Origin of the sequence: Parendozoicomonas verongulae (genome assembly GCF_009711465.1) — a bacterium.
GTDB lineage: Bacteria > Pseudomonadota > Gammaproteobacteria > Pseudomonadales > Endozoicomonadaceae > Sansalvadorimonas > Sansalvadorimonas verongulae.
In genome coordinates this window covers 1-226 of record NZ_SMME01000052.1, presented here as the reverse complement: position 1 = coordinate 226, position 226 = coordinate 1, and the positions used below count along the sequence as shown (strand labels likewise).

The 226-nt window shown below is 48.2% G+C and carries 1 protein-coding gene; it reads right to left on the bottom strand.

Annotated elements, in window-relative coordinates; translation table 11 throughout:
* On the bottom strand, positions 1–226 hold a 226-nt coding region (locus tag E1189_RS24110), incomplete at both ends, for a hypothetical protein (protein ID WP_230459777.1).

Here is a 226-nt window from a genome sequence, read left to right as displayed (position 1 = left end):
GAGGCCGCAGGGGCAGGTGGTGTTCCGCTTACCTCGACAGACTGCCCCCACTTCACCTTGGCTCAATATTTCCACTTCCGGTGCAGGGCTATCGTAGTCCAGGTTTCCTGGGACTGTTGAGGCAACGTCATAAACCTCTTCTATCTCTTGTTTGATAACTTTCCGGCAGTAAATTTCCCAGGTGTTGATATCAGAATTAAAAGGTAATGGAAATCCATCAACGAAT